This window comes from Streptomyces sp. NBC_00028, assembly GCF_045041065.1.
Lineage (GTDB): Bacteria > Actinomycetota > Actinomycetes > Streptomycetales > Streptomycetaceae > Streptomyces.
The window spans coordinates 1,689,771-1,716,020 of sequence record NZ_CP108293.1; the positions used below are offsets into that span (position 1 = coordinate 1,689,771).

General features: G+C 71.1%; 29 protein-coding genes. 18 read left to right on the forward strand and 11 right to left on the reverse strand.

Annotated features, from left to right (window positions below):
- The first annotated feature begins 48 nt into the window (after positions 1-48).
- Positions 49-1,068 (forward strand): DUF2510 domain-containing protein, encoded by a 1,020-nt coding sequence (locus OG885_RS07415; RefSeq protein ID WP_405727884.1) that lies wholly within the window; start codon positions 49-51, stop codon positions 1,066-1,068.
- A 179-nt stretch (positions 1,069-1,247) separates the two neighbouring features.
- Here OG885_RS07415 and OG885_RS07420 read toward each other — a convergent pair whose 3' ends face one another.
- Positions 1,248-1,862 (reverse strand): TetR/AcrR family transcriptional regulator, encoded by a 615-nt coding sequence (locus OG885_RS07420; RefSeq protein ID WP_405727887.1) that lies wholly within the window; start codon positions 1,860-1,862, stop codon positions 1,248-1,250.
- A 238-nt stretch (positions 1,863-2,100) separates the two neighbouring features.
- Between OG885_RS07420 and OG885_RS07425 the strand changes: the two genes are divergently transcribed.
- Both OG885_RS07425 and OG885_RS07430 read left to right on the forward strand, forming a co-directional pair.
- Complete coding sequence (locus OG885_RS07425; protein ID WP_405727890.1) at positions 2,101-2,919, forward strand: phosphatase PAP2 family protein; 819 nt, start codon at positions 2,101-2,103, stop codon at positions 2,917-2,919.
- The gene (locus OG885_RS07430) at positions 2,916-3,905 is read left to right on the forward strand and encodes a hypothetical protein (protein ID WP_405727893.1); all 990 of its coding nucleotides are present in this window, start codon (positions 2,916-2,918) and stop codon (positions 3,903-3,905) included. Before OG885_RS07425 ends, OG885_RS07430 begins: the two co-directional genes overlap by 4 nt.
- Positions 3,906-4,008: 103 nt before the next feature.
- Here OG885_RS07430 and OG885_RS07435 read toward each other — a convergent pair whose 3' ends face one another.
- Positions 4,009-6,063, reverse strand: a complete 2,055-nt coding sequence (locus OG885_RS07435) for a phosphocholine-specific phospholipase C (protein ID WP_405727896.1) — start codon at positions 6,061-6,063, stop codon at positions 4,009-4,011.
- A 238-nt stretch (positions 6,064-6,301) separates the two neighbouring features.
- Here OG885_RS07435 and OG885_RS07440 point away from each other — a divergent pair, with 238 nt between their 5' ends.
- Positions 6,302-6,898, forward strand: coding sequence for a 4-oxalocrotonate tautomerase family protein (locus OG885_RS07440; protein WP_405727899.1), 597 nt, complete (start codon positions 6,302-6,304; stop codon positions 6,896-6,898).
- A gap of 560 nt (positions 6,899-7,458) precedes the next feature.
- Here OG885_RS07440 and OG885_RS07445 read toward each other — a convergent pair.
- Complete coding sequence (locus OG885_RS07445) at positions 7,459-8,049, reverse strand: TetR/AcrR family transcriptional regulator (protein ID WP_405727902.1); 591 nt, start codon at positions 8,047-8,049, stop codon at positions 7,459-7,461.
- A gap of 120 nt (positions 8,050-8,169) precedes the next feature.
- Here OG885_RS07445 and OG885_RS07450 point away from each other — a divergent pair, with 120 nt between their 5' ends.
- Together OG885_RS07450 and OG885_RS07455 are read left to right on the forward strand one after the other, a co-directional pair.
- Entirely contained in the window at positions 8,170-8,598 is a 429-nt protein-coding gene (locus tag OG885_RS07450; protein ID WP_405727905.1) for a 4-oxalocrotonate tautomerase family protein, read from the forward strand.
- Entirely contained in the window at positions 8,591-9,601 is a 1,011-nt protein-coding gene (locus OG885_RS07455) for a zinc-binding dehydrogenase (protein ID WP_405727908.1), read from the forward strand. Before OG885_RS07450 ends, OG885_RS07455 begins: the two co-directional genes overlap by 8 nt.
- A gap of 41 nt (positions 9,602-9,642) precedes the next feature.
- On the opposite strand, the gene OG885_RS07460 is transcribed toward OG885_RS07455, so the two are convergent.
- A complete protein-coding gene (locus tag OG885_RS07460) occupies positions 9,643-9,909 on the reverse strand; it encodes a GMC oxidoreductase (protein WP_405727911.1) in 267 nt (88 codons plus the stop codon).
- 583 nt (positions 9,910-10,492) lie between these two features.
- On the opposite strand from OG885_RS07460, the gene OG885_RS07465 reads away from it, so the two are divergent.
- The 3 genes from OG885_RS07465 to OG885_RS07475 are packed head-to-tail and all read left to right on the forward strand — an operon-like array spanning position 10,493 to position 12,671.
- Positions 10,493-11,566, forward strand: coding sequence for a Rieske 2Fe-2S domain-containing protein (locus tag OG885_RS07465; RefSeq protein WP_405727914.1), 1,074 nt, complete (start codon positions 10,493-10,495; stop codon positions 11,564-11,566).
- Positions 11,563-11,736 carry a hypothetical protein gene (locus tag OG885_RS07470; RefSeq protein WP_405727917.1) on the forward strand — a complete coding sequence of 58 codons (174 nt, stop codon included), beginning with the start codon at positions 11,563-11,565 and terminating at the stop codon, positions 11,734-11,736. The genes OG885_RS07465 and OG885_RS07470 overlap by 4 nt, the downstream gene beginning before the upstream one ends.
- Positions 11,733-12,671 carry a PDR/VanB family oxidoreductase gene (locus tag OG885_RS07475; RefSeq protein WP_405727920.1) on the forward strand — a complete coding sequence of 313 codons (939 nt, stop codon included), beginning with the start codon at positions 11,733-11,735 and terminating at the stop codon, positions 12,669-12,671. The genes OG885_RS07470 and OG885_RS07475 overlap by 4 nt, the downstream gene beginning before the upstream one ends.
- Here the strand turns inward: OG885_RS07475 and OG885_RS07480 are convergent.
- Positions 12,586-13,455 carry an IclR family transcriptional regulator C-terminal domain-containing protein gene (locus OG885_RS07480; protein ID WP_405727923.1) on the reverse strand — a complete coding sequence of 290 codons (870 nt, stop codon included), beginning with the start codon at positions 13,453-13,455 and terminating at the stop codon, positions 12,586-12,588. The genes OG885_RS07475 and OG885_RS07480 overlap by 86 nt on opposite strands.
- 138 nt (positions 13,456-13,593) lie before the next feature.
- Here OG885_RS07480 and OG885_RS07485 point away from each other — a divergent pair, with 138 nt between their 5' ends.
- From OG885_RS07485 to OG885_RS07500, 4 genes are read left to right on the forward strand one after another with little or no spacing between them, the layout of a single operon-like run.
- On the forward strand, positions 13,594-14,562 hold the full coding sequence (locus OG885_RS07485; protein WP_405727926.1) for an ABC transporter substrate-binding protein: 969 nt from the start codon (positions 13,594-13,596) through the stop codon (positions 14,560-14,562).
- Positions 14,559-15,341 carry an ABC transporter permease gene (locus OG885_RS07490; RefSeq protein ID WP_405727929.1) on the forward strand — a complete coding sequence of 261 codons (783 nt, stop codon included), beginning with the start codon at positions 14,559-14,561 and terminating at the stop codon, positions 15,339-15,341. The genes OG885_RS07485 and OG885_RS07490 overlap by 4 nt, the downstream gene beginning before the upstream one ends.
- On the forward strand, positions 15,338-16,117 hold the full coding sequence (locus OG885_RS07495) for an ABC transporter permease (RefSeq protein ID WP_405727932.1): 780 nt from the start codon (positions 15,338-15,340) through the stop codon (positions 16,115-16,117). The genes OG885_RS07490 and OG885_RS07495 overlap by 4 nt, the downstream gene beginning before the upstream one ends.
- Before the next feature lie 20 nt (positions 16,118-16,137).
- On the forward strand, positions 16,138-16,947 hold the full coding sequence (locus OG885_RS07500; protein ID WP_405727935.1) for an ABC transporter ATP-binding protein: 810 nt from the start codon (positions 16,138-16,140) through the stop codon (positions 16,945-16,947).
- A gap of 3 nt (positions 16,948-16,950) precedes the next feature.
- Here OG885_RS07500 and OG885_RS07505 read toward each other — a convergent pair whose 3' ends face one another.
- From OG885_RS07505 to OG885_RS07520, 4 genes are read right to left on the reverse strand one after another with little or no spacing between them, the layout of a single operon-like run.
- On the reverse strand, positions 16,951-17,766 hold the full coding sequence (locus tag OG885_RS07505) for an ABC transporter permease (protein ID WP_399964458.1): 816 nt from the start codon (positions 17,764-17,766) through the stop codon (positions 16,951-16,953).
- A gap of 10 nt (positions 17,767-17,776) precedes the next feature.
- The gene (locus OG885_RS07510) at positions 17,777-18,640 is read right to left on the reverse strand and encodes an ABC transporter permease (protein WP_405727939.1); all 864 of its coding nucleotides are present in this window, start codon (positions 18,638-18,640) and stop codon (positions 17,777-17,779) included.
- A gap of 3 nt (positions 18,641-18,643) precedes the next feature.
- Positions 18,644-19,852, reverse strand: coding sequence for an ABC transporter substrate-binding protein (locus OG885_RS07515; protein ID WP_405727942.1), 1,209 nt, complete (start codon positions 19,850-19,852; stop codon positions 18,644-18,646).
- 25 nt (positions 19,853-19,877) lie between these two features.
- Positions 19,878-20,915, reverse strand: a complete 1,038-nt coding sequence (locus OG885_RS07520; protein WP_405727945.1) for an ABC transporter ATP-binding protein — start codon at positions 20,913-20,915, stop codon at positions 19,878-19,880.
- Between the two features lie 103 nt (positions 20,916-21,018).
- Here OG885_RS07520 and OG885_RS07525 point away from each other — a divergent pair, with 103 nt between their 5' ends.
- The gene (locus tag OG885_RS07525) at positions 21,019-21,777 is read left to right on the forward strand and encodes a FadR/GntR family transcriptional regulator (protein WP_405727948.1); all 759 of its coding nucleotides are present in this window, start codon (positions 21,019-21,021) and stop codon (positions 21,775-21,777) included.
- A 40-nt stretch (positions 21,778-21,817) separates the two neighbouring features.
- The gene (locus OG885_RS07530) at positions 21,818-22,582 is read left to right on the forward strand and encodes a cache domain-containing protein (RefSeq protein ID WP_405727951.1); all 765 of its coding nucleotides are present in this window, start codon (positions 21,818-21,820) and stop codon (positions 22,580-22,582) included.
- 20 nt (positions 22,583-22,602) lie between these two features.
- Here the strand turns inward: OG885_RS07530 and OG885_RS07535 are convergent, their stop codons facing one another.
- Entirely contained in the window at positions 22,603-23,262 is a 660-nt protein-coding gene (locus tag OG885_RS07535) for a hypothetical protein (RefSeq protein ID WP_405727954.1), read from the reverse strand.
- A gap of 237 nt (positions 23,263-23,499) precedes the next feature.
- On the opposite strand from OG885_RS07535, the gene OG885_RS07540 reads away from it, so the two are divergent.
- Positions 23,500-24,156 carry a helix-turn-helix domain-containing protein gene (locus OG885_RS07540; RefSeq protein ID WP_399964443.1) on the forward strand — a complete coding sequence of 219 codons (657 nt, stop codon included), beginning with the start codon at positions 23,500-23,502 and terminating at the stop codon, positions 24,154-24,156.
- A gap of 32 nt (positions 24,157-24,188) precedes the next feature.
- Entirely contained in the window at positions 24,189-24,722 is a 534-nt protein-coding gene (locus tag OG885_RS07545) for a toxin-antitoxin system, toxin component (protein WP_405742629.1), read from the forward strand.
- Between the two features lie 7 nt (positions 24,723-24,729).
- Here the strand turns inward: OG885_RS07545 and OG885_RS07550 are convergent, their stop codons facing one another.
- The gene (locus OG885_RS07550; RefSeq protein ID WP_405742631.1) at positions 24,730-25,752 is read right to left on the reverse strand and encodes an alpha/beta fold hydrolase; all 1,023 of its coding nucleotides are present in this window, start codon (positions 25,750-25,752) and stop codon (positions 24,730-24,732) included.
- Positions 25,753-25,993: 241 nt separating this feature from the next.
- Between OG885_RS07550 and OG885_RS07555 the strand changes: the two genes are divergently transcribed.
- Positions 25,994-26,224, forward strand: coding sequence for a hypothetical protein (locus tag OG885_RS07555; protein ID WP_399964441.1), 231 nt, complete (start codon positions 25,994-25,996; stop codon positions 26,222-26,224).
- Positions 26,225-26,250 lie beyond the last annotated feature (26 nt).

Sequence of the window (26,250 nt, forward strand, 5' to 3'; positions counted from 1 at the left end):
TACCGGCCCTCTCATACGCCTTTCACCGACGCCTCATACGGTGGGGGCATGACGCAGGTGACTCCTCCCGGTTGGTATCCCGATCCCGGGCAGACAAGTGACGGTCCCGCCACCGAGCGCTGGTGGGACGGCAAGGCATGGACTGACCAGATCCGCCCCGCGGGGTCGGCCGCCGCATGGGGTCCTCCGGCGCAGACCGCCGACGCGGGGCCGTATCCGGCGTACCCCACGTATCCGGGCCAGCCACCGGCCGGCGGGCGACGGGGGCTGCGGACGGGCATAGCCGTCGCGGTCGCCGTCGCGGTCCTCGCCAGCATCGGCGTGGGCGTGTGGGCGCTGACCAGTGACGACGACGGGGGTGGCAACACGGCCAACTCCCAGCAGCAGCCGGGCGGCACCGGTGGCCCCGGCGGCGGCCAGGGCGGTCCGGGTGGCCAGGACGGCGGCCAGGGAGGTCCCGGCGGCAACGGCGGTTCGGGCGGATCCGGTGGTTCCGGAGGTGCCTCGCCCTCGCCGCAGGGGTCCGAGGCGCCGAAGATCGAGAGCGGTGCGGTGTCCGACTCGATCAGCGGGATCAGCCTCCCGATCCCGGACGGCTGGTACGGCCAGGAGATCCAGGTCGGCGCGTCGGTCACGTCCGACGACTCCTACCAGTGCCCAGGCGAGACGTCGAAGACGTGCACGAAGGGCGGCGCCTACTCCGCGCCGGCCGTCGCGTTCGGCCACCAGGACAAGTCGGCCGAGGCGGTCGCCAAGGCCGACATCAAGGCCAACGCCGAGGAGTCCTACGGCGGCAAGACCTACGGCGCGATCACCTCCCACGACGTGCTCGCCTCCAAGGCGGTGACCGTCGCCGGGCAGAAGGGCTATCTGGTCCGCTGGAAGGCGGTGACGAGCAAGGGCGCCGACGGCTACGTCGAGTCCCTGGCCTTCCCCTCCCCCTCCAACGCGCAGCAGATCGTCGTCGTGCGCTTCGGTGTCGACGTCGGCGAGAAGCAGTCGGTGATCGACGAGATCACCAAGGGGATCAAGTTGTCGACGGGCGGCGGCAGCGGCACGGACGTGTAGCACGCCCGCCGGACAGCAGTCGGCCGGGTGGGGCGCCTCTCCGCTCAAGAGGAACCCCACCCGGCCGGGGGGTGCGCGCCGCCCCCGTCCCCACGGTGCGGCGCGAGCAGGTCACCGTCCAGTCATCCCATGGACGGCGGCCTGGGTCTTCACGTCTCAGGTCTTCACGTCTCAGGTCTTCACGTCAGGCCCAGTGCGGGCAGCACCACGGCGTCGACGAAACGGACCAGATAGTCGGGGTCGGCGTACTCCCCGTCCACGACGGGCCGCGCGCGGATCACCCCGAACAGCTGGGCCGGGATGTACTCCAGCGCGGGCTGGTCGGCGGCGATCTCACCGCGCTCGACCCCCCGCTGGAGGATCTCCTTCAGTGCGGTGATCTCCGGGTGGACGAGCGCCTCACGCAGGGCCATCGCCAGTTCCTCGTCCTGGGTGACGGCGTGCCCGAGCGCCTGGAGCAGCTTGGTGTCCCGCATCGACCACCGGCCCGCGGCCCGCGCGACCTCGCGCAGGTCGTCCGCGAGCGTTCCGCTGTCGATGCCCTCGAACTTCGACACCCGGCGCGAGCGCAGCGCGGCCACCACGAACTGGGGCTTGGTCTTCCACTGCCGGTACAGCGTGGACTTGCTGCACCGGGTGCTGGCGGCCACCCCTTCCATGGTCACGGCCTCATAGCCGCACTCCCTGATCTGTTCGAGGACGGCGTCGAAGAACTCCTGCTCACGCTCGCGCGAGATCTTGGAGCGGCGCGAGGCGGCGACCGTGTCCGGTCCGTCCGCGGCCTGCGACGTCATCGGCTCTTCTCCTCGTTTCTAGTGCGGCTCAAGCTGCCGCGGCCAAGGTGTTGAGGGGCTGCGTTCCAGTGTGGCGTACGTCTATCGATACTCGAGTGTACCGGTACTGGACCGTATCGGTACACTGGCGTATCGGTACGCACCCGTATCGCTGAGTCTGGTGCGGAGCGCGATGAGTTCCCCGCGCTCCGGAAGTCACCAGTTCAGCCCGCACCACCGTCAGCGAAGGGGCCGGGGGATGAATGCCCGCACCGAGCCTGCAGAAGGAGAGACCGACGCGATAGCGCGGCCTCCGCTCGTCCGTGAGCTCCTGCTCGTCGCAGGGCTCTTCCTCGTCTACAAGTTCGGCCGCCAGCTGGCGACCGGGCACACCGGCGAGGCCTTCGGCAACGCGCACCGCGTGTGGGACCTGGAACGAGCCGTCCACCTGCCCGGCGAGGGCTCCGTGCAGAACCTGCTGCTGCACGGCGACACCCTCGTGCACCTCGCGAACACCTACTACGCGACGGTCCACTTCCCGGCCACCGCGGCCTTCCTGATCTGGCTCTATCTGCGCCGGCCCACGCACTACGTCTGGGCCCGCCGGATCCTCGCCGCCGTCACCGCCGCCGCCCTGGTGGTCCATCTCACGTTCCCGCTGGCCCCGCCGCGCATGCTGGCCGTGACGGGCCTGGTGGACACCGCGAAGGTCTACGGACCCTCGGTCTACGGCCCGCCGCAGACCGACCACCTCTCGAACCAGTTCGCGGCGATGCCCTCCCTGCACTTCGGCTGGGCCCTGATGGTGGCGATCGGCCTGATCGTGGCGACCAGGTCGCGCTGGCGCTGGCTGTGGCTGCTGCACCCGCTGCTGACCCTGACGGTGATCGTCGGCACCGCGAACCACTACTGGCTCGACGCGATCGTGGCCGCCGCCATGCTCGGCATCGCGCTCGCGGTCATCCGCCTCCCGCGCCGACCCGAGCGCACCGGGACCCCCGCGGGGCGCGCCCAGGAGAACCCGGCCCCCGCCGACACGAACGCCGAGAAGAACGTCCTGGTCGGAGCGGGCCGATGAGCGCCACCGTCCTCGCCGTCGTCCTCTCGCTCTTCTCCGCCGTCGCCTACGCGGCCGCGGCGGTCGCCCAGGAGCGGCTGGCCTCCCGCGACCCGGGCTCGGGCATGGCGCGGATGCTCGCCTCGGGCGCCTGGTGGGGGTCCGTGGTCCTGAACGCGTCCGCCGCGCTGCTGCACGTGGTGGCCCTCAAGTACGGCCCGCTCACCGTGGTCCAGCCGCTGGGCGCGCTCACCCTGGTCGCCGCCGTGCCGATGGGCGCGCGCGTGGCCGGGCGCCGGGTCAGCGCCACGGAGTGGCGGGGTACGGCGTACACCCTGATCGGTCTGGCCGCGATCCTGGTCACGGCCTCCGGGGCCGCCCCCGAGAACGTCCTCAGCACGCCCGAGGCGCTCGCGGTGGCCGGTGTGACGGCCGCGCTGATCGGTCTGCTGGCCCGCCGCGGCACCCGCCCCGGGCTGCGGCACGCGACCGGGTCGGGGTTCGCCTCCGGGGTCGCCTCGGCCCTCACCCAGACGGTGACGGTGGCGGCGACCGACCGCTCGGAGTCCCTGCTGAGCGTGCAGGTGATCGGCGTGGCCCTGCTGGTCGCGGCGTTCGCGGCGGGCGGTCTGCTGCTGTCCCAGGTGGCCTACCGGGGCGGTCTCGGCGCCCCGCTCGCGGTGGTGACCCTCGCGAACCCGCTGGCCGCCGCGGTGATCGGCCTGTCCCTGCTCGGCGAACGCCTCCAGGGCGGCGCCGCGGGTGTACTGCTGGCGCTGTCCGGAGCGGGCGTGGCGGCCTGGGGCGTGGTGCTGCTGAGCCGCGTGACGCCGCAGCCGGCGGTCGCGCCCAGCAAGGTCGTCGCGTCCGGCGGACCCGCCGCCGAGGACCCGGTGGCGGCCCATCCCGTGGCCGCCGTACTCGCCCTGGAGTCCGCGAAAGCGGCGGCCGAGCAGGGGCTGGTGCCCCGGCAGCCCAAGCAACCGGGGCACCTCACATCGCTGTGAGCCGAGCGGCCGCGAACCGGCCGGGGCACGAGGGGGCCGGGCGGGACGCCAGGGAAGCGGGCGGGACGCGAGAGAGCCGGGCGGGGATCCGCCCGGCTCTGCGCTACTCGGCGATGATCGCCGGGTCGCTCACCCCGGCCCGGCCGTTCTCGACGTGCCCGGCGAATCCGCGCAGGAACGCCGGGTCCGCGTCGGACGTGACGGTCAGGTCGTACCAGCGCCGGCTCGCCGTGAGGCCTATCGTGCGCCTGACGGTGGCGCCGGGCCGTACGGTCACCGAGGTCGTGGCACCGCCGTACCCGTTGACGATCTTCAGCCGTACGCTGCCGGTCCCCTGGTTGGTGAGGGTCAGCTCGACGTCGTCGCCGCAGTGCCGCGCGGTGACCTCGGGTCCGGCCGTCTTGTTGCCGCCCTTGAAGGCGCGCACGAACCCGTTCGGGCCGTGCACGGTCAGGTCGTACGAGCCGTTCGAGTACGCCGAGTTCCAGGCGTCGGCGACGGACTTGCCGGCCTCGGTGGTGTAGGTCCAGGGTCCGTCGGCGCGGTTGCCGGACGTGACCAGGAAGCCCGCGCCCGCCCGGGCGCCCGAGGCGAACGTCAGGGTGAACTTTCCGGTCGCCACGTCGACCGAGCCGTCCACGCGCGGGGCGTACTTCAGCGGGCGGGCGGGGCGCAGCCCGCGCTCCTGCTTCGGCAGCACCGGGTGGGCGGGCGGGGTGGGCACGTAGTCCGGGTGCCGCTCGCGGTCCGGCGGCTCGTAACCGGCGGTGTCCGGCAGGGTGACCGGCCTGACGTCCGTGCGGGAGAAGTCGAAGGCCGCGGTGAGGTCGCCGCAGACCGCCCGGCGCCAGGGCGAGATGTTCGGCTCGTGCACCCCGAAGCGGCGCTCCATGAACCGGATGATCGAGGTGTGGTCGAGGGTCTCGGAACAGACGTAACCGCCCTTGCTCCAGGGCGAGACGACGAGCATCGGCACCCGCTGGCCGAGCCCGTAAGGGCCGGCGACATGAGCACTGTCGCCCTTGAAGAGGTCCAGGGCCGGATCGACCGTGGACCTGCCCTGCGCGGCGGAGGCGGGCGGGAACGCCGGGACGACGTGGTCGAAGAAGCCGTCGTTCTCGTCGTACGTGATGAACAGCGCCGTCTTCGCCCACACCTCCGGCACCGAGGTCAGCGCGTCGAGCACCTGCGCGATGTACCAGGCGCCGTAATTGGCGGGCCAGTTGGGGTGTTCGGTGAAGGCCTCGGGGGCGACGACCCACGAGATCTTGGGCAGCTTCCCGCCCTTGACGTCGGCGCGCAGCTGGTCGAAGTAGCCCTCGCCCTTGGTGTAGTCGGTGCCGGTGCGGGCCTTGTCGTAGAGCGGGTCACCGGGCTGGGCGTTGCGGTACTGGTTGAAGTACAGCAGCGAGTTGTCGCCGTAGTTGCCCCGATAGGCGTCGGGGATCCAGCCCCATGAACCGGCCGCGTCGAGGCCGTCGCCGACGTCCTGGTAGATCTTCCAGGAGACGCCCGCCCGCTCCAGACGCTCGGGGTACGTCGTCCAGCCGTAGCCGACCTCGTCGTTGCCGAGGACGGGGCCGCCGCCCTGGCCGTCGTTACCGGTGTAACCCGTCCACATGTAGTAGCGGTTGGGGTCGGTCGAGCCGATGAACGAGCAGTGGTAGGCGTCGCAGACGGTGAAGGAGTCGGCGAGCGCGTAGTGGAACGGGATGTCCTCGCGCGTGAGGTAGGCCATGGTCGTGGAGCCCTTGGAGGGCACCCACTTGTCGTACTTGCCGTTGTCGAAGGCCGCGTGGCCGTCGTTCCAGCCGTGCGGGAGGTCCTGGACGAACGCCATGCCCAGGTCGTCGTGGTCCGGGTGGAACGGCAGGATCTCCTTGCCTGCGCTGTCCTTCTGGTGCCAGACCGACCGGCCGTCCGCCTGCTTGACGGGTCGCGGGTCCCCGAAGCCGCGGACACCGCGCAGCGTGCCGAAGTAGTGGTCGAAGGAGCGGTTCTCCTGCATCAGGACGACGATGTGCTCGACGTCCTCGATCGATCCCGTGCGGTGGTTCGCCGGGAGCGCGGCGGCGCGCTGAATGCTGTTGGACAGCGCGGTGAACGCCGTGGTGGCGCCCGCGACTTGGAGGAATCTGCGCCGATTGACTTCGGGCATGGGTGGGATCTACCTCTCATCCAGGGGTGCGGATGGCCGGAACGTGGCGGAAGGTGCGCGCAGCGAGTGTTCCAAGAGCACCAAACGTCAGGGAAGGGTCCGGTGACACCCATGTGAAAGTCGCCGGTACGCGAGGTGTTCGGGGCGGTCCGGGAGCCGCACGGGCGCATATAACACTCGTCATAACCCTGATGTAGGCTCTGGGCACTGGTTATAACAGTCGTTATAGGAGGTAGCCGTGACCGTGATCACCGTGAACGCCCCCAAGGGCCGTCTGACCGTGGAACAGCGCCGGGGGCTGGCCGAGACGCTGACGGACGCGGTGCTGGTGCCCGAGGTGGGCCGGTTCGCGCCGCCCGCGCGCGCCGGGTTCCAGGTGCACTTCGTGGAGCGCGAGCCGGACATGATGGCCATCGGCGGCAGACTGCTGGCGGACGCCGGCCCGGGGCTCGACGTCATGGTGATCGACGTGACGGTGATGGACGGGGACTGGCGCCGGGAGGTCCGGGCCGAGGTCATCGAGCGGGTGCTGGCGGCGCTGGCCGAGGCGTGCGGGCTGCCCGAGCCCTCGCCGGCCTGGTGGGTGACCTTCCGGGTGGTCGACGAGGGCAGCTGGGGGTCGAGCGGCGGGGTGCTGTCGATCCTGTCCCTGCTGGAGAGCGGGGTGTTCACGGAGGAGAAGGCGAAGGCGATCCGGGCGGCGATCGAGGCCTGGTCAGCCGACGACAGGCACACTGCCGGCGACCACCGCGCGCCCACCCGACGGCGACCACGGCGTCGACGAGCGGGGCCCGACCACTCGGCGGCGACCACGACGTCGGCGATCAGCGCCTGATCAGCTGGCGGCAGGCACGCTGCCGGCGATCAGCGCCTGATCAGCTGGAGGCAGGCACACTGCCGGCGACCACCGCGCGCCCACCCGGCGGCAGACACCGCGTCGGCGAGCCGCGCCCGATCACCCGGCGGCAGGCACGCTGTCGGCGATCGACGCCTCATCACCCCGCGGCGGCCACGGCGTCGGCGAACGCCGCCTGAGCACCCGGCGGCAGGCACGCTGCCGGCGACCACCGCGCGCCCACCCGGCGGCAGGCACGCTGTCGGCGATCGACGCCTCATCGCCCCACGACGGCCACGGCGCCGGCGAACGGCGCCTGATCACCTGGCGGCAGGCACGCTGCCGACGATCACCGCGCACCCACCCGGCGGCGACCACGGCGTCGGCGAACGGCGCCTGAGCACCCGGCGGCAGGCACGCTGCCAGCGATCGGCGCCTCATCACCCCACGACGGCCACGGCGCCGGCGAACGGCGCCTGATCAGCTGGCGGCAGGCACACTGCCGGCGACCACCGCGCGCCCACCCGGCGGCAGACACGGCGTCGGCGAGCCGCGCCCGATCACTCGGCGGCGGCCACGGCGTCGGCGATCACCGCCGTCAGCTGGCGCTCCACCAGATCCAGTGGCCGCATGCTTCGCTTCGCCCGGCACATCGCGATCGCTCCCTCGACGCCCGCCACGACGAGGGCCGCGACGCCCGCGGCCTGCTCGCGCTCCACGCCCCGGTCCCGCAACGCCTCCGCGAGCAGCCGCTCCCAGCCCTCGAACGCCTCGGCGGCGGCGAGGAGGGCGGGCGGCGTGTCGTCGATCGGCGGTTCCTCGACGGAGACGGCGAGCACCGGGCAGCCGGCCCGGTAGTCGCTCCGGACGACGATGTCGCGCCACAGGCCGAGGAAGGCGCGCAGTCCGGCCGCCGGGCCCGCGTCGAGTTCCTTGCGCAGGATGCGCTCGACCGCCGTACCGGCGTACCGCACCGCCTCGGTGGCCAGTTGCCGCTTGCCCTCGGGGAAGTAGTGGTAGGTCGAGCCGAGCGGCGCCTTGGCGTGTTTGGCCAGCTCGCGGATGCTCGTGGCGTTCAGACCGCGTCTGCTGATCATGTCGGCCGCGCCGGCCACGATGCGCTCGCGCGACGGCGTGCTGGATTCCGCCAAGGCCGTGCCCCTCTCTGGTTATAACGCTCGTCATAGTCTAGCGTGGGCGCCACTTATAACGACTGTCATAACCCTCAGTCGTCCGTTCCCTTGCCTTGAGCGAGCGAAGGAGACCCCGTCATGCCGATGATCCGGCTCACCGTCCCGTCCGGTGCCCTGACCGAGGAGGGTCGCGGGACCGTACAGCGTGACCTGGCCGGCGTCCTGCTGCGCTGGGAGGGAGCGCCCGACACGGCGTTCTTCCGGGCCCAGGCGTGGAGCTACCTGGTCGAGCTGCCCGCGGGGGCGCAGACCGCCGCCGAGGACGACGCGCCGCGCTTCCTGGTGGAGGTGACCGTGCCGCAGGGCGCGCTGTCCGAGCGCCGCAAGGCGGGGCTGGTCGAGGAGGCCACGAGGACGGTCCTCGGTGCGGCCGGGCTCACCCCGGACCACGCGCCGCGGGTGTGGGTGCTGGTCCACGAGCAGGCCGACGGCACCTGGGGCGCGGGCGGCTCGGTGGTCCGCTACGCCGACCTCGTGGCCCTCGCGAAGGGACAGGCCGGTGCGTGAACTCACCTACGTCGCCCGTAACACCGTCGAGTGGCGGGATGCGCCCGACCCGAAGGTGCGGTCCGGCCAGGAGGCGATCGTCGCGCCGGTCGCGGCGACCTCCTGCGATGTCGACACCGCCATCCTCGCCGGGCACGGCTTCCTGGATCCGCCGTTCGCCCTCGGGCACGAGTGCGTAGCCCGGGTGGTGGAGGTCGGGGACGCGGTGACCGGCGTGGCCCCCGGGGACCTGGTCGTCGTCCCGTGGTCGTTGAACTGCGGTGCGTGCGACCACTGCCGTGCCGGACTCACCGCGCACTGCACCGCCGTACCGCACATGGCGATGTACGGCGCCCCGATCGGCGGCACCTGGGGCGGGCTCTTCTCCGACCTCGTCCGCGTGCCCTGGGCGGACGCCATGCTGGTGCCGCTGCCCGGTGATCTGGACCCCATAGCGATGGCGTCGGCGAGCGACAACTGGTCGCTGTCCTGGCGGCTGGTCGCACCGCACCTCAAGGCGCGGCCCGGTGCCCGGGTCCTGGTCGTGGCGCGCGGCAGCATCGGGCTGTACGTGTGCGACATCGCCCGCGCGCTCGGCGCGTCGGAGGTGCTGTACGTCGATCCGGACCCCGAACACCGGGAACTCGCCCGGGGGTTCGGTGCCGCCACGGCCGAGACCCTTGAGCCCGTCCGGCACGGCTTCGACATCGCCGTGGAGGCCACGGGCCGCGTCGACCAGCTCGCGCTCACCGTGAAGTCCCTTGCCCCGGAGGGCGTCTGCGAGTCCGCGGGCAACCACTTCCGCCCCGGCGAGCTGCCGCTGCTCGACATGTACCTCACCGGCGTCACCCTGCGCATCGCCCGTGACAACGTCCGCGGCCACATCCCCGACGCCCTCGAACTCGCCCGCTCGGGCAAGGTCGACCCGGCGCGCGTCGTCTCGCACGTCATCGACTGGGAGCAACTGCCCGACGCCCTGCCGGAGAAGCACCTCAAGCCCGTCTTCGTCCGGGCGGACGGCTGACCGGGAAATTCGACGAACGTCTCTTCCCGGCGCCCCGCGCCTCACGTGAGCGCCCGCCTCATCGCGTCCGCGACGAGTTCGCCGATGAGGACGGCGGTGGCGGCCGGGCCCCGTACGGGGGCGTCAGGGAGGATCGAGGTGTCGGCGACCCTCAGACCCGCGATGCGGTGGACGCGGCCGTACTGGTCGACGGCGGGGCCCATGGAGACGGTTCCGCAGGTGTGCTGGGCGGTGCCCAGGTGGTCGGCGATCCAGGCGTCCAGGGCCCGGTCGTCGGTGAGGGTGCCGGGGGCCGGGCCGAGGAACACGCGGGATACTGGCGAGCAACCGGTCCAGCCGGCGCGGCCGATCCCGGCCCGGGACCACGAACGTGTGCCGGGAATACGGGAGTTCGGGCAGCGCGCCGATGACGGGGCTGGCCATTCCGGCATCGAGCAGCCGCTCCGCCGACAGCGCGCTCGCCGGGCCGGTCACGCGCAGTTCCCGGCCGCTCAGGAGGGGCCGGGCCCGCGCGGAGAGACGGAGCAGGCGGGTGGGAGACCCGCCGAGGAGCGCCCGGCCGCCGTCGACGACCTCGGTGTGCCGGTCGGGCGTGGCCGTGAAGCCGTGGGGCGGGGACATCGCCGAACCACCTCCGCGCGGGTCCAGCTCCGTGCGGACGTCGGTCACATCGGCCGCGGGACACCGGGAGCACGCCCCTCGAAGATCTGAGCATCCGTGCGAGGTGCCCCCTCGGACGGTGACCGCCTTGGCGCCCGGAAACGCCAGAGCAGCGGACCTCGTCTGAACAGGCCCTTCACAGCCCCCCTTCCGTGAGACGGAAGCCGTATTGCGCGCCTGTGACGCCCTTCCCGACGATGTCGGCAACGCAGACAGACGGGAGCCGCAACGATGCCGCACACGACCGCCTTCGCCCGGAACCAGTGGTACGTCGCCGCCTACAGCCATGAGGTGGGGCGCGAGGAGCTGCTGGGGCGCACGATCCTCGGTGAACCGCTCGTCTTCTACCGGACGGAGGAGGACGGGACGCCGGTCGCGCTCGCCGACCGGTGTGTGCACCGCCGGTACCCGCTGCACGAGAAGCCCAGCAGGCTCGACGGCGACCGGCTCGTGTGCGGGTACCACGGGTTCACGTACGACACGAGCGGCACCTGTGTGTACGTGCCGGGGCAGAAACGTGTTCCCCGTACGGCACGGGTCGCCTCCTACCCGATCGTCGAGCAGGACTCCCTGATCTGGGTGTGGATCGGGGACCCCGCGCTCGCCGACGCCGGCACCATCCCGAGGGCCCGGCACCTCGACTCCCCCGGCTGGGTCACCGTGCGCGGCATGGAGCCCATCGACGCCGACTACGGCCTCCTCGTCGACAACCTCCTCGACCTCTCCCACGAGACGTATCTGCACGGCGGCTACATCGGCACCCCCGAGGTCGCCGAGACACCGATCACCACCGAGGTGGACGAGGGCGCGGGGATCGTCCGGGTGAGCCGCCACATGGACGACGCCGAGTGCCCGCCGTTCTACGCCAGGTCGACCGGGATATCGGGGCGGATCACGCGCTGGCAGGACATCGAGTACCACGCGCCCTGTCTGTATCTGCTGCACAGCCGCGTCGCGCCGGTCGGTGTGGTGCCCGAGGCGGACGGCAGCGACCCGGGCGGTTTCCACACCGAGGTCACCTACGCCATCACACCGTCCGAGGACGGCAAGGTGTACGACTTCTGGGCCGTCTCGCGGGACTGGGCGACGGACGACACCGAGGTCACCGAGTTCCTGCGGAGCAACAACCACACGGTCGTCATGCAGGACGTCGACGCGCTCAACCTGCTGCAGCGGACGCTCGGTTCGGAGCGGACGGGGTACCAGGAACTCAGCATCAACATCGACACCGGCGGCCTCGCCGCCCGCCGTATCCTCGCCCGCCTGGTCGAGGAGGGCGACAAGCCCGTGGAGAAGGTCCTGTGAGCAACACCCCGACCGGCGAGATCTACCGCATCGACTGGCTGCCGGGCACCGACGTCCTGCACGGCACCTGTCACTGCGGCCGCGAGCACACCGCGCAGGACCCGATCGAGATGTGGGAGTGGATGCTCGCCCACCCGCAGGGACACGAGCCGCGAGGGAACAGTTCATGAGCGAGGTGTACGAGGCCGAACTCGTCGTCGAGCGAGCCGAGTTCGCCGCCGACGGGGTGCTCGCCCTCTCGCTGCGCCACCCGCTCGGCGAGTCGCTCCCGGCCTGGGAGCCCGGCGCCCACATCGACGTCGTGCTCGGTCCCGGACTGGAGCGCCAGTACTCCCTGTGCGGCGACCCCGCCGACCGCGCCGCCTGGCGGATAGCCGTGCTGCGCGAACCGGACGGGCGCGGCGGATCGGCCCATGTGCACGAGCAGCTGGGGCAGGGTGACAAGGTGCGGGTGCGCGGACCCCGCAACCATTTCGCTTTCAGGCCCGCCGCCCGCTATCGCTTCGTCGCGGGGGGCATCGGCATCACACCGATCCTGCCGATGCTGGCGGCGGCGGAGGCGGCGGGGGCGGAATGGACCCTGCTCTACGGCGGCCGGACGCGGCAGTCCATGGCGTTCACGGAGGAGTTGAGCCGCTACGGCGATCGCGTCACCGTCGCTCCCCAGGACGAGACCGGTCTGCTGGACCTGGCCTCGGTGCTCGACTCCGTTGCCGAGGGCACGTTGGTCTACTGCTGCGGTCCCGGGCCGTTGCTCGACGCGGTGGAGGCGCGCTGCCCGGCCGGGTGCCTGCACATGGAGCGGTTCACGCCCAAGGAGCAACAGGGCGGCGAGAACACGGAGTTCGAGGTGGAGCTCGCGCGGAGCGGCGCGACCGTGACCGTCGCGGCCGACGTCTCGGTGCTCGACGCCGTGCGCGCGGCCGGGGTGGAGGTGCTGTTCTCCTGCACCGAGGGCACCTGCGGGACCTGTGAGACCGACGTCCTGGACGGCACTCCGGACCACCGGGACTCGGTGCTCACGGACGAGGAGCAGGAGGCCGGGGAGACGATGATGATCTGTGTGTCCCGGTGCCGGGGGCGTCGACTGGTCCTCGACCTGTAGCCGCGGCCCCCGTGGCCATCCGCAGGTCCGCCTCGATCCCGGCGACCGTGTCCAGGAGATGCGGCAGCAGGTCGCGGCGGACGGAGGCCACAGTGTTGCGGCTGGCGTGCACCGGGATGTTCACGGCGGCCACCACCTCGCCGTCCCGGTCGCGCACCGGGGCGGCGACCGAGCGCAGCCCCTCCTCCAGCTCCTGGTCGACGACGGCGTACCCCTGGCCCCGCACCCGGTCGAGTTCGGCGCGCAGCAGCTCGGCGGAGACGATCGTGCGCGGGGTCAGCGCACGCAGGTCGGCACGAGTGAGCGCCAACTCCCGTTCGTCATCCGGGAGATGGCCGAGTAACACCCGGCCCACCGAGGTGACGTGGGCGGGGAAGCGGGTGCCGACCGTGATCGCCGCTGTCATGATGCGGCGTGCGGGGACCCTTGCGACGTACACGATCTCGTCGCCGTCGAGGACGCACAGGGACGACGACTCCCTGGTGCGCTCGACGAGTTGCTCCAGATGCGGTTCGGCGATCTGCGCCAGGGAGAAGCCGGCGAGATAGGAGTAGCCGAGTTCCAGGACGCGCGGGGTGAGCCGGAAGGTGCGGCCGTCGGCGTGGACGTATCCGAGGTCGGCCAGGGTGAGCAGGAAGCGGCGGGCCGCCGCGCGGGTCAGTTCCGAGGCCCGGGCGACCTCGCTGAGCGTCAGTTCCGGGTGGTCGGCGTCGAACGCGCGGATGACGGCGAGGCCGCGTTCGAGGGAGCGGACGAAGTGCGGGGCGCGGGTTGCTGCAGGCATGGCCGCCTCCAGACTGTCAACAATATTGTTAGCCAAGGGCATTGACCGCGGCGAGCAAAGACTCTACCTTTCGCGCTGTGCACCAACGTGCGCTCTGCGCACACCTGTCGGAACAACGAAGTCTGCACAGGAGGAGCCATGCGTCGTCTGCTCGCCGCCCTCGCGGCCGGAGCATTCCTGGTCACCGTGTCGGCCTGTGGCTCGTCCGGGGACTCGAACTCGTCGGACAAGGCGTCGTCCGGCGGCACCACCAAGGTCAAGGTCGGGGTCATCCCGATCGTCGATGTCGCCCCGCTCTATCTGGGCCAGAAGAAGGGCTTCTTCAAGAAACAGGGCCTGGAGCTGGAGATGACGCTCGCGCAGGGCGGCGCGGCCATCGTGCCCGCCGTCGCCAGCGGTCAGTACCAGTTCGGCTTCTCCAACTCGACCTCGCTGATGATCGCCCAGTCCAACAACGTGCCGGTCAAGGTCGTCACCAACGGCATCGCCTCAACGGGCGTGCAGGGCAAGGACTTCGGCGCACTGGTCGTCAAGGGCGACAGCTCGCTGAAGACGGCCGACCAGCTGGAGGGCAAGAAGGTCGCGATCAACACCCTGAAGAACATCAACGAGACCGCGGTGCGCGAGTCGGTGCGCAAGGCGGGCGGTGACCCGGACAAGGTCAAGTTCGTCGAGCTGGCCTTCGACCAGATGCCGGCGGCCCTCGACAGCGGGCAGATCGACGCCGCGATGGTGGTGGAACCGGCGCTGGCCACAGTGAAGAGCCAGGGCGGCCGGGAGATCGCCTCGCCACTGGTCGACGTCGCCCCGAACCTGACGGTGGCGATGTACTTCACCTCCACGTCGTACGAGACCCAACACCCTGACGTGGTCAAGAAGTTCAAGGCCGCCGCGGCCGAGTCGCTCGCCTACGCGGACGCCCACCCGGACGAGGCCCGCGAGATCGTCACCACATACACGAAGATCCCGGCGGCCGTACTGGCGAAGGTGACCCTGCCGGCCTGGCCCGCCGACCCCGACCGCGCCTCGCTCGACGCGCTGGAAAAGCTCGGCCAGACCGACGGCCTCTTCAAGACGGCCCCCGACCTGGACAAGCTGCTGCCGTGAAGGGGCAGACCGCCGTCAACGCGGCACTCGGCGCGGCCGGGCTCGTGGTCTTCCTCGCCCTGGGCGAGGCGGTACCGCGGCTCGGCCTCGTCAAGGAGGCCTACTTCCCGCCCGCCAGCCGTATCGCCGACGCCCTGGCCGACGAGTTCGCCGACGACACCTTCTGGACCGCGCTCGGCGACACCCTCACCGGCTGGGCGCTCGGTCTGCTCATCGCCTCCGGCGCCGGCATCGTGGCGGGCATCGTCATCTCCGTGGTCCCGTATCTGCGTGAGGCGACGGCGTCCACGATCGAGTTCCTGCGCCCGATCCCCTCGGTGGCGCTGATCCCGCTCGCCGTGCTGCTGTACGGCACCGAACTCGAGTCGGTGCTCATCCTCGTCGTGTACGCCTCGTTCTGGCAGGTGCTGGTCCAGGTGCTGTACGGCGTCCAGGACGTCGACCCGGTCGCCGAGGAGACGGCGCGGTCCTACGGTCTCGGCACCTGGGCCCGGGTCCGCCATGTGCTGTGGCCGACCGCGCTGCCGTACGTCATGACCGGCGTACGGCTGGCGGCGGCCGTGGCGCTGATCCTCGCCGTGACCGCCGAACTCGTCATCGGGGCACCGGGGTTGGGGCAGCGGATCGCGGTCGCGCAGAACTCCCAGGCGGTACCGGAGATGTACGCTCTCGTCGTGGTCACCGGCCTGCTGGGCCTGCTCATCAACGTGGGTGCCCGCGCGGTGGAGCGCCGGGCGCTGGCCTGGCACCAGTCGGTGCGCGGGGAGGTGGCGGTGTGAGACGCGTCCTGCTGAGAGTGCTCTTCGTGCTCGCGCTGCCCGTACTGCTGGTCGCCGGGTGGTGGGCGGCGTCGGACGGCAGCACGAACGTGTTCTGGCCGCCCCTGCGGACGATCCTGAGGACCTTCCCGGACGTCTGGACGGCCGACCGCCTCAAGGACGACGTCCTGCCCAGCCTGCTGCGCCTGACGGCCGGTTACGCGTGCGCGGCGGTGGTCGGCGTCGCGCTGGGTACGGTCATCGGCTCGTACCGTAAGGTCCGCGCGTTCTGCGAACCGGTCCTGGAGTTCCTGCGGGCGGTACCGCCCCCCGTACTGGTCCCGGTCATCATGCTGTTCGCGGGCATCGGCGACACCATGAAGATCGCCGTGATCGCGAGCGGCTGTGTGTGGCCGGTCCTCCTCAACACGGTGGAGGGCGTGCGCGCGGTGGACCCGGTGATGGCGGAGACGGCGAAGTCGTACGGCATCTCCGGCGTCGCCCGCCTCAAGGACGTGGTGCTGCGCTCGGCGAGCCCGCAGATCTTCGCGGGGCTCAGACAGGCCCTGTCGATCGGCATCATCCTGATGGTCATCAGCGAGATGTTCGCCGCCAGCAACGGCATCGGCTTCACGGTGGTGCAGTTCCAGCGGAGTTTCGCGATCCCCGACATGTGGACCGGCATCCTCGTCCTCGGCCTGCTCGGCTTCGTCCTCTCCGTCGTCTTCCAGGTGGTCGAGCGGCGGATGCTCGGCTGGTACCACGGTCTGCGGGCCTCGGCCCGGCGATCCCCGTGACCCTCACGAAAGGGCGGTCCATGCACGCACTGGTCGTATCCGGTCTGCGGAAGGTCTACGAGGGGTCGGGGCGCCGGGTGGAGGCGGTCCGCGATCTCACCTTCACCGTCGAGGCGGGCGAACTCGTCTGTCTCGTCGGCCCGTCGGGCTGCGGCAAGACGACCCTGCTGAAGTGCATGGCCGGTCTGCTCGCCCCGACGGCGGGTGAGGTGCGGCTGGCCGGGGAGAAGGTGAGCGGGCCGCCGCCCGGGATGGCGTTCGTCTTCCAGGAGTACGGGCGCAGTCTCTTCCCCTGGATGCGGGTCGGCGACAACGTCGAACTCCCGCTGAAACAGAAGGGCTTGAGCAAGGCACGTCGCCGGGAGCTGGTCTCCGACGCGCTGGACTCGGTCGGTCTCGCGGACGCCGCCGGGGCGTACCCCTGGCAGCTCTCGGGCGGCATGCAGCAGCGGGTGGCGATCGCCCGCGCCCTCGCGTACGAACCCCAAGTGCTCCTCATGGACGAGCCGTTCGCGGCCGTGGACGCCCAGACCCGGGCCGATCTGGAGGATCTCGTACGGGGGCTGTGGCGGGAGCGCGGGATCACGATCCTCTTCGTCACCCATGACATCGACGAGGCCGTGTATCTGGGCCAGCGGGTGATCGTGCTGTCGGCCTCCCCCACCGTGGTGCGGGAGCAGCTGAAGGTCGATCTGCCGGACGAGCGGGACCAGTTGCACACCCGGGTGGCCCCGCGCTTCGCCGAACTGCGCACCCATGTGTACGAACAGATCCAGTCGGCCAAGCGCGGGAGGACCGAGTCCCCTCCCCCCGGGAAGTCGCTCACCTGATCCTCAGACCCGGCTCCCGCCCGCCGTGTCCGCCGACAGCCGCTGGGCGACGTAGATCGGGAGCACCGACAGCAGCACCAGCACAGCCGCGACCACGTTGACCACCGGTGCCTGCTGCGGCCGGGTCATGTTGTCGAAGATCCAGATCGGCAGGGTCTCGACGCCCGGTCCCGCGGTGAACGTGGTCACCACGATCTCGTCGAAGGAGAGCGCGAAGGCGAGCAGTCCGCCCGCGAACAGTGCCGAGCGCACCAGCGGGAAGGTGATGTCCGCGAAGGCGCGGAAGGTGTTGGCGCCGAGGTCCATCGCCGCCTCCTCGTACGAGCCGGAGGTGCGCCGCAGCCGGGCGACGACGTTGTTGAAGACGACGACGATGCAGAAGGTGGCGTGGCCGACGACCACGGTGAACAGTCCGAGCCCGACCCCGAGTGGCTCAAGTACCGTGCTGAAGGCCGAGTTGAGCGCGATGCCCGTGACGATGCCGGGCAGCGCGATCGGCAGGACGACCACGAAGGAGATCGCGTTCCGGCCGAAGAACCGGTGCCGGGCGACCGCGAAGGCGATCAGCGTGCCCAGCGCCAGCGCGATGGCGGTCGCGCCGAGCCCCGCCTTCACGGACGTCCAAAGGGCGGCTCGCGCACCGGAGTTGTCCCAGGCCACCGACCACCAGTGCACGGTGAGCCCGGACGGCGGCCAGCTCGCGCTCCGGTCGGGGTTCAGGGAGTTGACGAGGACGAGCAGCAGTGGCACGTAGATCACCACGAAGCCGAACCCGGCGGCGACGCGCAGCGCGATCCGCGCGGAGCGGGACAGTTGCACGGAGGCTCCTCTACAGACTGCTCAGGGCGCCCGTGCGCCGCATCGCCAGCAGATACAGCACGATGACGACGACGGGCACCGTGCCGAGGGCGGCGGCCATGGGCAGGTTGAGTTCGATGTTGGAGTAGACGAGATTGCCGATCAGCTGGGTCTTGCCGCCGACGATCTGCACGGTGATGTAGTCACCCAGGCTGAGGGAGAACGTGAACACCGATCCGGCCGCGACCGACGGCAGCACCATCGGCAGCACGACCGACCGGAAGGTCCTCAGGCCCTTCGCCCCCAAGTCCGCCGAGGCGTCCAACAGGTTCGCCGGCAGCTGCTCCAGCGCGGTGTGGATCGGCAGGATCATGTACGGCAGCCAGAGATACGTCAGGGTCAGCACCGCCGCCGTCAGCCCGTACCCCGGCCCGCTCAGCCCGAACGGCCTCAGCATCCAGTCGGCGAGCCCGCCCTCGGAGAGGATGAGCCGCCAGGCGTACACCTTGACCAGGTAACTCGCCCACAGCGGAGTGAGGATGGCGACGACGAGCAGGGGCCGCCACCGGGGCCCGGCGACCCGGGCGGTGCAGAAGGCGAGCGGGAAGGCGATCAGCGCGCACAGGGCGGTGACGGCCAGGGCGACACCGATGCTCCGCAGGATCACCTGCCGGAACACCGGGACGGTGAACAGCTCATGGAAGTTGTCGGTCGACCAGACCTTCACGACCTCGGAGGTGAAGGAGTTCGTCGTCCAGAACGCGGAGACGAACAGGACGCTCAGCGAGCCGAGATAGAGCACGGCGAGCCACAGCAGCGGGGCGGTCAGCAGGAGGGTGAGCCTGAGGCGGGGGCGCCGGTGCAGCGCCCCCGCGGTCCGGGTGATCAGGGCCATGCGTCAGCCCTTGATCTCGGTCCAGGCCTGGACCCACTTCGCGTACGGCACGCACGTGACGTCGGTGCGGCCGTCCAGGCACTGCTCGATGGGCGTGTTCCAGAAGGCGATGTTCTTCCAGTAGCCCTCGTCGGCGGCGTGGTAGGTCGTGCAGAAGTTCTTGTCGCTGGTCAGGGCGCAGGCCTTTGAGTTGGCCGGTGCCTCGCCGAAGTACTCGGCGACCTGGGCGTTGACCTTCGGGGAGATGATCCAGTCGAGCCATTCGTAGGCGCAGTTGGGGTGCTTGGCCTTGGCGGAGACCATCCAGGTGTCGGACCAGCCGGTCGAACCCTCCTTCGGCACGAAGGCCTTGACCTTGGCACCTTCGTCGGCGGTGAGGTTGGCGATGACCTGCCAGGTGGTGCCGACGACGGAGTCTCCGCTCTTGAAGGCGGAGATCTCCTTGAGGTAGTCGCTCCAGTACTCGCCGATGTCGGCGTTCTGCCGCTTGAGCAGGTCCACGGCGGCGTCGAACTGCTTCTGGTCCAGGGCGTACGGGTCCTTGATGCCGAGGTCGGGCTTGGTGGCCTTCAGATACAGGGCCGCATCGGCGAGGTAGATGGGCGAGTCGTACGCCGTGACATGGCCCTTGTACTTCGAGGCGTCGTCGAAGACGGCGGCCCAGGACGTCGGCGCGGGCGTGACCTTCTCGGTGTTGTACATCAGCAGGTTGGCGCCGCGGCCGTGCGGGATGCCGTACATCTGCCCGTCGACGGAGTTCCAGGAGCCGCCCTTCAACCCGCTGTAGATGTCCTGGTAGTTGGGGACGAGGGCGGTGTTGACGGGGGCGGCGTCGCCGGAGGCGATGAGGCGCAGTGAGGCGTCTCCGGAGGCGGAGACGGCGTCGTACTCCCCCGTCTTCATCAGTTTGACCATCTCGTCGGAGCTGGCGGCGGTCTTGGAGTTGACCTGGCAGCCGGTCTGCTTCTCGAAGTCGCTGACCCAGTCGACCTTGGGGTCGTTGGAGCCGTCCTCGACGTAGCCGGCCCAGGCGATGAGATTGACCTGGCCCTCGGTCTTGCCGAGCTTCGAAGGCGCTTTCAGGTCAGGGGGGTTGAGGCCGGTGGCAGAGGAGCCGTTGCCGTCGTCGGAGGATCCGCAGGCGGTGGCGGCGAGGAGCAGTGCGGCGACGGCTGCCGCCGCCTTGAGGGTAGAGCGCACGACGTACTCCATACGTGAGGGGGACGAGCGGGGACGGTCAGTCGGGGACGGGCACGGCCACGGCGTGCCGTCGGTGCCACCGCAGGCGCACCCGGGTGCCGCGGTAGGCGGCGACGTCCTCGGAGGAGGTCTCCAGGTTCTGCTGGAGGGCGGTGAGGCGGCCGCCGGTGTCGAGGTCGACGAGGAAGCGGGTCGCGTCCCCCAGGTAGACGACCTCGGCGACGGTGCCGACGGCGGTGGAGTGCTCGGGCTCGTCGGCCTCGGCGGACTCCTTGAGGACGCGGATCTTCTCCGGCCGGATGCTGTAGGTGCCGGGGCTGCCGACGATCCGGTGGGCGGACTCGCCCTCCAGGAGGTTGGAGGTCCCGACGAAGGAGGCCACGAACGGGGTCGCGGGGCGTTCGTAGACCTCGGCGGGGGTGCCGACCTGTTCGATGCGGCCCTGGTGGAAGACGGCGATGCGGTCGCTCATCGTCAGGGCCTCCTCCTGGTCGTGGGTGACGAAGACGAAGGTGATGCCGACCTCGCGCTGGAGCGCCTTGAGTTCCACCTGCATCTGCTCGCGCAGCTTGAGGTCGAGGGCGCCGAGCGGTTCGTCGAGCAGCAGGACGCGGGGGCGGCCGACGAGGGCGCGGGCGAGGGCGACGCGCTGCCGCTGGCCGCCGGAGAGCTGGGAGGGGCGCCGCTTGCCGAACCCTTCCAGCCGCACCTCGGTCAGCGCTTTACGTGCCCGGACCAGCCGCTCCGCCTTCGGTACCTTGCGGACCTTGAGCGCGTAGGACACGTTCTGCTCGACGGTCATGTGCGGGAACAGCGCGTAGTCCTGGAAGACCGTGTGCACGTCCCGCTCGAAGGGGGCGAGCCCGGTCACCTCCTGCCCGGCCAGTTCGATCCGGCCGCCGCTCGGGGCCTCGAACCCGGCGATCATGCGCAGCACGGTGGTCTTGCCGGAGCCGGAGGGGCCGAGCATCGAGAAGAACTCGCCGTCCCTGATCTCCAGATCGACCCCGGCCACGGCGGTCGTCTCCCCGAAGGACTTCCGCAGGCCTTGCAGCCGGATCGCCATTCCCTCCATGGGCGGGAACCTTCCTGGTGCTCTCGTGCGTTGACCTATTGACCGGAAACATATGAAGTCATAGTTCAAAGCTCAAGGCCCCCTTAGGGTAAAGCTTGAGTCAATGAGCAAGGTGGTGGCCGTGAAGCAGACGCAAGTGAACGGCGGCGCCCGGAAAGCCGTCTTCGCCCCGGTCGACAGCCGGGCGCGGGTCGACGCCGTAGTGCGCCGGATCGGCGACGCCATCGAGCTCGGCCTGCTCGCCGACGGTGAGCAACTCCCGGGCGAGACCGAGCTGGCGGGCCAGCTGGGCGTCTCCACGGTGACCCTGCGGGAGGCGCTCATGGCACTGCGCCAGCAGGGCCTGGTCACCACCCGCCGGGGCCGCGGCGGCGGCTCCTTCGTCTCCCTGCCCGAGGTCCCCGGCGAGGAGCGCCTCAAGGTCCGCCTGCGCGGCTGGAGCACCGAGGAACTCCGCGACCTCGGCGACCACTGGGCGGCCCTGTCGGGCACGGCGGCCCGCCTCGCCGCCGACCGCACCGAACCGGACGACCTGGTCCAACTCCGCCGTACGGCCGAGGAGTTGACGCAGGCCGCCGACGCGGCGGCACGCAGCCGGGTGTACGGCCGCTTCCATGTCGAACTCGCGGCGGCGTCCCAGTCGGCCCGCCTCACCCGGGAACAGGTGGCCCTCCAGACCGAAGTGGGGGCGCTGCTCTGCCTTGTGCTCGGGGACGACGAATATCGTGAAGAGGTCTCCGAGCGACTCCGATTCGTCATCTCGGCGGTGCAGGATGGGGCCCACGAATTGGCCAGGGAACAGGCCGAGCGGTGCGTGCAGGAGTCGACGTCGCGGCTGATCGCCCGACGTCTGACGCTGTAGCCGCACCGCTCGCGAGGTCCCCGTCCGCTGGAGGGCAGCCATGAGCCTCGCCACGGCAACGCGCGACAGGGCACCGGAGGAATCGGTCGCGTCCCGCGTCCGCTCGACGCTGGAGGCCGTGTTCGACGCGGTCGCCGCGACCCGCGCCGACACCGCGGCCCTGCTGGCCCGGGTGGCCGCCACCGGCCGCCGTCCGGCCACCGTGGACCTCGCCGCCCTGCGCCCCGGCCTGCACGCTCGGCTCGCCCGCGTCGAGCTGGTGTCCGGCGTCGGCTTCGTGGCGGCGCCGGGCCTGCTGAGCGACGTACCGGCGTGGCTGGAGTGGTGGCAGACGGGCTCCGGCAACGACGTACGACCGCTGCTCCTCGACCTCGACCCCGAGCACTCGGCGTACGCCGACTACACGCACTGGGACTGGTTCGCGCTCCCCCGCGACACCGGGGAGCGGGCGGTGGCGGGCCCGTACGTGGACTATCTCTGCTCGGACGAGTACAGCCTCACCCTGTCCGCACCGGTGCTGGTCGAAGGCCGGTTCGCCGGGGTGGCCGCCGCGGACGTGTATCTACGGCACTTCGAGACGGCCGTCATGCCGATGCTCCGCCGACTGCCGGGCCCGGCACGACTGGTGAACGCCCGCGGCCGGGTGGCGGCCTCCACCGACCCGCGCCATCTGGTCGGCTCGCTCGGCAAGGGCCCGGACTTCGGGCGGGTCCTGGCGACGGGCCGGCCGGAACAGGCCGCCGGGGTGCGGCTGGTGCCGTGCGACGGGGTGCCGCTGGTGCTGGTGAGCACGGTTCAAGGGTGACCCCCGAGATGGCCCCGCGCTCACTCGGCTGCGGGAACCACCCTCAGATGCGCGGTGGACCGGCGCGTCCCACGCGCGCGTGCGGGGGCGCGGCGGGTCTCGCGCAGGACCAGCGTCAGCCGGGTGTAGCCGAGTTCCCGGAGGGTCTCGGGCGTCTCGTCGACGACCCGGCACTCGGTGGCGCCCCAGCGCGGGTCGGGGTGCAGCAGCGGCCGGACGGCCCCGTCGTGCGCGCAGGCACGTTCGCCGACGGCCCGGATCCAGTGCGGCAGGCCGTGCCGGTAGGCGGCGTCCATGATCGGGTCCTGGGCGATCTCGCGGCGGATCGCCTGCAGTCCGTGGTCGTGGCCGTCCCGCTCCACGGCGGCGGCGAAGTGGGCCAGCATCGGCAGACACCAGCTGGACTCGTGCTCCCCGAGCACGGATCCGGCGTCCGGGTGGAAGAGCACGAATCTCAGGAAGTTGTCGTCCGGCATCGCGGTCGGATGCGGACCGACTCCGCCGAAAAGTGACGCGAAAGCGGCGTTCGACAGGACGACGTCCCAGCGCCGGTCGAGCACGACCGAAGGGAAGGGAACCGCTTCCAGAAGGGTGGCGTAGTCCTGGAGATACGCCCGGGCCTCGGGACTCTCGGGGGCGGGCCGCGACTGCGGCCGCTGCCCTCCTGCCTGTTGTGCCATCGGGAGGTCACCCCTCTTGCCTATGCGGCCACGCGCGTGGCGCCCTGATCCTGCTGCCCTGACGCGAGCGGTGTCAACTATCGTGGCATTTCGTGCCTGTTGACGGCTGAAATTGGACACAGTTGTGGCGAGACCTGGATGTGCGTTCGAACAACGGCTACTCTCCCCGGAGTTCACGGCAACCGCTTGTGTTGAGCTGCGTGTGAGAAGCCTGTGAGAGACGTAGGAGATCTGTCGGTGGCGGATGGCTTCGCGAGTCCGGGTGCCCCGGTGACGGCTGCGCTGCCGGCCGTCGTCGCTCGCGTCGCCGCGCTCGCCGACCGGCTGGGCGTACCGCACGCCGAGGTCTTCCACACCGGCCGTCTGTCGGTGGCCTGCGGCGTCCCCGAGTCCGTGGTCAAGGCCCTGCTGAGCGGCCGTCCGGCGGGCGAACCGGACATCCAGGCGCGTTTCCTTCAGCGCCTGGACCTGCTGCGCCGCACCCGTCTGAAGCCCAACGGGCGCAAGTACACCCAGCAGGAGATCGCCGACGGCGCCGCCATGTCCCGCCAGCAGGCGGGCGCCCTCATCAACGGCGACCGGCGTCCCACCATGGAGCACTGCGACGCCATTCAGCGCTTCTTCCGCGTCCACGCCGGTTTCCTCACGGCCGAGGACCCCGAGGCCCTGGCCGGCGCCCTGCAACGCACCGAACAGGATCTCCTGCAGAAGCTGGCGGACCGCGAGAAGGAAGCGTCATCCACGGCGGGTGACCCACTGGAGCAGCTCCTCCAGGACCATGGCGTCCGCGGAATCGCCTGGCGGGCCGCGCAGCTGCCCACCGACCAGCACCGCGACAAGGTCGCCGAATGGCTGGACATGCTCCTGGAGAGCGTCAAACGGCCCGAGTCGTGAGCCGGGGGTTAACTGTGGGCATCGGTAGGGACATGCGCCGCCTGTGCGGCGAGCTGGTCGCGGAGCTGCCCTTCCCGGCGCCCGCCGCACATCCCACGGAGCTGTACACGGCGCTCTGCGACGCGATGAGCCGCCGTCGCGGCCGCCCGGTCCACTTCCGTACGGCCGCCTTCCCGGTCGGCACCGCGAGCGGGCTGTGGCTGGACATGGCCGACCAGGACCTGGTCGTGGTCGAGGAACGCACCGCCCCCGGCCACCAGTTGGTCATCCTGGGCCATGAGCTCTGGCACATGCAGGCCGGCCACAACACCCATCACGTCGAGGGCGCCGCCGTGGCGGCCCGGATGCTCAGCGACGGCGCGGACCTCAGGGCGGCCGTCCTCAAGGTCGCCGCGCGCAGCCGCTTCGACCAGGCCGACGAGAAGGAGGCCGAGCGCTTCGGCCTCCTCCTGGCCAGCAAGTGCCGCACCTGGCTGGACGGTTCCTCGGTACGGGGTCCGGTGCAGCGGGACCGGCTGGCGGGCCGTATCGAGGCATCGCTGGGCTATCTGGGCCCGCAGAGCTGAGCACACCTCACGTGGCGCTGCGTTCGCTCGCCTCCCGCAGCTCCCGCCCCACGGCCCGCTCGCGCAGACCTCCCGGCCGCCCTTCCCGCAGCAGTTGCCGCCAGTGCTCCCGGCTCCAGTCCGCCGGCGCGGTGCCCCTCGTGAACTCCTCCACCAACGCCACGAACCGACCCGGGTCGGCGTGGAACGGGAAATGCCCTGCGCCCTCGAAGATCTCCAACCGACTGCCCGGCATGGCCTCATGGGCCCCGAACGCGTGCCGCACCGGCACCACGCTGTCCCGGTCGCCCCACAGCAGCATGGTCGGCATGCCCTGGGTGAGATAGCACCGGTCCAGCATCGTCACGACCTGCCCGCGCCAGTCCACGACGGCCCGCAGCGTCCGGATGAACGCGTTCCTGGACGTCTCGTCGGGCAGCGCGTCGACGAGATGCAGCAGCTCGGGCGCGTCCTGCCCGAGATCCGTGTCGAGGGCCCTCATCAGCCGTACGGCGAGCCCCACTTGGAGCCGGGCCGTCGGCAGCCGCAGCGCGGACAGCATCAGATGGGCACCGGGCAGTGAGACCAGCCGCAGCACGGGATTGACCTCACGCCCCACACCCCCCGCGCTGACCAGGATCAGCCGCTCGGTCCGCTCCGGGAACTGATAGGCGAACTGCATCGCCACGCCCCCGCCGAGCGAGTGCCCCACCAGGGTCGCCGACTCGATGCCGAGGGTGGTCAGCAGGTCCCGCACGCCGTTGGCGTACGCGGCCACCGAGTAGTCGGCGCGGGGCTTGTCGGAGGCGCCGTGGCCGAGCAGGTCGGGGGCGATGACGGTGTGCGTGCGCGCGAGGTCGGGGATCAGTTCGGCCCAGGTGTCCGAGGAGTCCCCGATGCCGTGGATGAGCACGAGGGCCGGGCCCTCGCCGGCCATGCGGAAGGCGCGCCGGTATCCGTGCACCGTCCGGTACTGCAACTCGAGTTCGCCGTCACCCACCGGGCGCAGTCTCACGGTGCGCGCGGGGAGCCGATGCGGGACGTCGACCACGTACATGCCTCCCGTTTCCCCAGCCGCCCGCCCGGCCGGGGTCCGGCCGGGCGGGCGGCTGAAAGCCCTTCCACTCCAGCGTAGAACCCTGTTCCCACCGGCGATTTCGATCAGGTTTCACCTCGGCTAAGCGGGCGAACGGACGTGTAGCGGGACCGGATTGTCAGTGCCGGTTGGCAAGCTGGAGTCGGGCCCTCACTGGCGGGGCCGACCGACGAGCCGACTTGGGGAGAGCCGACCGATGCCCACCGCCGTACTCACCGACCGCGAGCGCACCGCAGTACAGGCCTACCTGCGGCTGCTGCACACCGTCAGGGCCGCGTTCGACGGCCCGCCGGACGGAAGGCGACCACCCGTCGTCCCGCCCTCCGTGCTCGCGGAGGCGGAGCAGGCGCTGGCCGACGCAGGCCTGGCGGGCAACGAGGAGGCCTTCTTCCGGCTGCTCCAGAACTGGTGCCCGCCGGGTCGGTAGCCAGCCGGTGGACGGGGCGGTGGGGA